General features: G+C 39.1%; 4 protein-coding genes. 1 reads left to right on the forward strand and 3 read right to left on the reverse strand.

Features of this window, described 5'->3' with window-relative positions; all coding sequences use genetic code 11:
- Positions 1-105 precede the first annotated feature (105 nt).
- Positions 106-501 (forward strand): glycerol-3-phosphate dehydrogenase C-terminal domain-containing protein, encoded by a 396-nt coding sequence (locus NWQ57_RS07855; protein WP_306021593.1) that lies wholly within the window; start codon positions 106-108, stop codon positions 499-501.
- A 140-nt stretch (positions 502-641) separates the two neighbouring features.
- On the opposite strand, the gene NWQ57_RS07860 is transcribed toward NWQ57_RS07855, so the two are convergent.
- From NWQ57_RS07860 to NWQ57_RS07870, 3 genes are read right to left on the reverse strand one after another with little or no spacing between them, the layout of a single operon-like run.
- Positions 642-1,643 carry an alpha/beta fold hydrolase gene (locus NWQ57_RS07860; protein ID WP_306021594.1) on the reverse strand — a complete coding sequence of 334 codons (1,002 nt, stop codon included), beginning with the start codon at positions 1,641-1,643 and terminating at the stop codon, positions 642-644.
- A 29-nt stretch (positions 1,644-1,672) separates the two neighbouring features.
- A complete protein-coding gene (locus NWQ57_RS07865) occupies positions 1,673-2,914 on the reverse strand; it encodes a DUF3089 domain-containing protein (RefSeq protein ID WP_306021595.1) in 1,242 nt (413 codons plus the stop codon).
- A complete protein-coding gene (locus NWQ57_RS07870; protein WP_306021596.1) occupies positions 2,868-3,941 on the reverse strand; it encodes a VOC family protein in 1,074 nt (357 codons plus the stop codon). Before NWQ57_RS07870 ends, NWQ57_RS07865 begins: the two co-directional genes overlap by 47 nt.
- Between the last annotated feature and the right edge of the window lie 236 nt (positions 3,942-4,177).

Genomic DNA, 4,177 nt, shown 5'->3' on the forward strand with positions numbered 1-4,177 from the left:
GACTGATGATTTGGGAGGGATAGCGATATCCAGCATAAATATTGGTCTTTTTCATACCGTAATCATCGCACGTTTCTGAGTCCGCTTATTAACTTGACAGCACCAGTGAACCAACTGATACGATTTTTCCCAAAGGCAGGTAAAGCATGGACAAAAGATCGGTGTTTACCGGGTGGAGATTTTAGCAGCAGAGAAGCGCTTAGCCATAAAATTATTGATCAATACCCTTGGTTGTCCCCTCTCCTTCTTAAGCGATATCTGCGTCAATATGGCTTGCTCTGTGAACATATTTTAAGAGACAAGCAAAGTTTAAGTGAGTTAGGTCGAGACTTTGGTTGCGATATGTATCAGAGTGAAGTTGATTACTTAATTGAAAAAGAATGGGCAAGGTCTTTAAACGACATTATCTGGCGCAGAACTAAGCATGGTTTACGTTTAAATGATGAACAAAAGGCAGTATTGAATTTATATATAAAAAGTAAAACCTGTCAACTCCCCTAGTTTTTCTTTATAGACGAAAGGAACGTTCTAGTTGCTGAGCCTCTTGTTATTTCAGTTAAAGGACCATAGCCCATTAACGTCGATAACTAGACAGCAACTGATTTTTAGGGTGTGACGTAGGCATTCTATCGGTGAGATAATCAATGGATTTCTGAATCGTCTACTTTCAAAAAATTGGTGATTAAGGTTACAACCTGTTCCGCTTTATCCAAAAAAGGACTATGTCCAGAATCCATGATCCATTCGATCTTCAAGTTATCAGCTAGTTCCGCCGTTTTTTCAATACTACTTCGACTAAAGGTTCTTTCATGCTCTGTCCATATTAGCAATGATGGAACGCTGACGCGGGTGCTTTTGGCAGGAAAATAGCTGTCGTCATCAATCTTATCAAAAGGCGGAATGTTTGCACGATACCAATTCAAGGCTGACGTTAAAGCTTCAACTTGCTGCCATGCTGAATAAAAACCTTGTTTGAAAACATCATCTAAGTTTCCAGCTTCATAGAGCTTATTAAAGCCATAGTTCCAAAGCATATCTGGCCCAGTTTGCCTAAACATAGCTTCAACCTTACCACTTTTAAGAATATCCATGTAAGCAGACGCTTTTTGCTGCTCTGGGTCATTTTGCAGGTTATTGAGTAACACGTTTAATGGCGGTGCATTGAGTACTATTAGCTTATCGACTCGCTCTGGATGAAGTTGAGCAAAGGTCCAGGCCAAAGCACCACCCCAATCATGGCCTACCAATATGATTTTTTGTTTGGGTGACACTTTGTTTGCCAAGGCCACTACATCACCAACCAGTTTGCTTAATTTGTATTCATCGACCTTAGAAGGTTTATCGCTTAAATTATAACCTCTGTTATCAGGAGCGACCACATGGTATGAAGCAGAAAATGGCCTAAGTAGTTTGTCCCAGCTCAATCCATAAAAAGGGTAGCCATGCAAAAACACCATGACTTGACCCTTACCAGACTCCAGATAATGAATATTAACGCCGTTAGAGTCTACATTCTGGTGTTGGTAAAAATCGATAAGTTCGGATGTCGTTGAATGAGCCAAAGCATTATTATCTTTATTTAGACAATAGCTGACTGGCGAAAAACTTAAAAAACAAATTAAATAAGCTAGTTGCAAGCGCATACTTTGTCTCTAAATAAAATGAAAATCATCTAAAAGAGCCTTTGTAAAAACTGTGTTACACGAAGTTGAGCATTCTGCCTAAGATTCATGTAAAACAAGTTAATGTCATTAGCGTGATAGTTTTGGTCAAGTTCGTTTGTACTGGCAGAAATTGAATTATCCCGCTGAGTTTCAATATAAAGGCGACCATGTCTACATTGTGCGCGGGTAAAATTCGGATAAAGTTGCAAATACTGCGGGTTTTCACCGGTATTTTTATCAAAAAGAACATTTTTATAAAAAAATGTAAGTGGGTTCGTCAAAACGGTACCTTGGTGCTTGTCTTTCGTTTGTAACACCTCATCTGTTCGCCAAGAAAGTGGATTAACACACAAGGTATCTTTCCCGTTGCTCCATTCCCACCCTTCTGGATACCAATGAGGAACGTTAAAGGAAAATTCAGGATCACTGGTTTCACCATAGGTCGCCCAAGAAACAATACAATGAGTTTGTTGTTCATCTCCACAAGGTTTAATAGATTTGAGACCACGACTAAACTTGTCCAAAGGTAATTCGTAACCAATAAGATAGGCTACCACCATGTGATCAACCAGTCCTCGGGGGATAATATACTCTTCCAGCAAGCGCAAAGCATGTGTTGTGCCTTGGCTATGACTGAGGATTATGAAGGGCCGCCCTTTATTTTGATATTGTAAAAAATATTCAAAAGCTCTTTGTACATCATCATATGCCAGTTCTAAGGCACCGTATTCCTGTCTCATAAATGCACTTAATGTGGCTTCCCTAAATTGCGGCGAATAAACTTTGCAACAAGCATTAAAAATACTAGCTTGGGTCGCAACCATATATTCGACTATTTGCGCAGCCCCTTTTTCGGAAGACATATCAGAATTCCAATTACTGTTGCCGTAATACGCCGTAGGATGGATATAGAACACATCTGCTGGGGCATTAGCTTGTTCATCTTTTAAACCTTCTGGCACCATATCAGCATAGTCAACTTTATCTGGTAACGTAAGCCATGAAGCTTGCACAGAATAGTCAGGCTTAGGTGGAGCCATGCTTGAATCAAACACCCCCTCTGGTACCATCAAATATCCAAGAAGAGGTTTTATTGAAATTACACCGACAGTAATCACTACTGACACAGTAAGCAGTCCACCTATTAAATATTTGTACTTTTTCTTCACTTCGAACCTACCTTGAATTTCACTAAACCTAGCTTTAACCAGGTATATCAAAGCTAACAATGGAATATTGTGATTTAGCATCAACCGCCTGGCGAAGTGAAAATATATTTCCGTCTACATCTCTGGCATAAGCTTGGAAAAACTCACCAACCCGTTGTGGATTGCTAATAAAGTCAACACCTAATGAAACTAAACGTTCGTATTCTTGCTGAATGTTACCCACCTCAAGTGAATAGCTATAGCCTAAATCAGTTGCTTTGCGTGTGCCGATAAAGTGTTCTGTTTTAGGGGTTTTGAACTGCCAAAACTCCATTACTTTGGATTTATCATTCAATTTAAACCAACCAGCTAACATGTCTCCATTGGAAATATTAGCAATACTATCGACTTTAGGGTTATTGGTGACGTGATTGGTTCGATAGGGCTTGAAACCTAATACTTTTTCATAAAAACCCATTAAATTATCAATATCAGCAGTGGCAAAAGATACTTGTGACATCCACATGTTATAACCTTGAGCTTGCCAAACCTTGTCATACCCAGCCCGAGTTAAAACGGCGCCATCTAATTGTTCTAATTCAAATATATTGCCTTCTGGGTCATATCCATAAGCATAAGTCACACCATAGCCACCAATATCAACCGGTATATTCCCTTTTGTGATCATACGAGTACCAGCTTTTACAAACTTAGTGTAACCGGGACTTACTTCAGGAGATTGAAAGCAAGTATGAGTCATTCCAGGCCCTTGAACAGGCATATCTGTTAATCTGACGTTTTTGTTGAGAGCAAACTCGGTGATTTCAAACAACATATTGGGAGCTTTTAACGTGGCAACTTCATATTGCAGATCCTCTCCTCCCCAAAGTACATCGGCATTTTTATTTGCAAACACTTTTTCACGTTTTATTAACTCAAATCCTGTCGCTCTTTGATAAAACGCCAATGCCTGATCTAAATTTTTCACTGAAAGACCAATATGATTGATACCCATTATCGTTGTACTAGTGTCATTTATAGAAGCGTCTTTATCTACTTCTATGGCAGCAGCATCTGACATTGCAATCAATATAGCGCTCACCGCTATTAGGTTTTTAAAAAAGTGCATAATAATTTACCCTATAAAAATTGAAGTGGTCACTACCTTCGTGTTTACTTTCTTATGTTATTTAAGCTATTCAAATTCATATAACGTAGCGCTTAACTACTTACCATCAAGTGAAAACACCAACAACAAATTACCTGGAGTTTCTCCCCATTTATCGTAACCAGAGGTAATAAATACCTTGCCATCAGCAACTACTGGACCGTCAGCTTCAATGGCACCACCAAAGCCTTTAACAC

This window comes from Paraglaciecola sp. (assembly GCF_030730205.1).
Taxonomy (GTDB): domain Bacteria; phylum Pseudomonadota; class Gammaproteobacteria; order Enterobacterales; family Alteromonadaceae; genus Paraglaciecola.

Excerpts from the sequence above, each read along its gene's own strand:
- NWQ57_RS07870 (WP_306021596.1), bottom strand. The coding sequence starts at position 3,941 with ATGCACTTTTTTAAAAACCTAATAGCGGTGAGCGCTATATTGATTGCA.
- NWQ57_RS07865 (WP_306021595.1), bottom strand. The coding sequence starts at position 2,914 with ATGCTAAATCACAATATTCCATTGTTAGCTTTGATATACCTGGTTAAA.
- NWQ57_RS07860 (WP_306021594.1), bottom strand. The coding sequence starts at position 1,643 with ATGCGCTTGCAACTAGCTTATTTAATTTGTTTTTTAAGTTTTTCGCCA.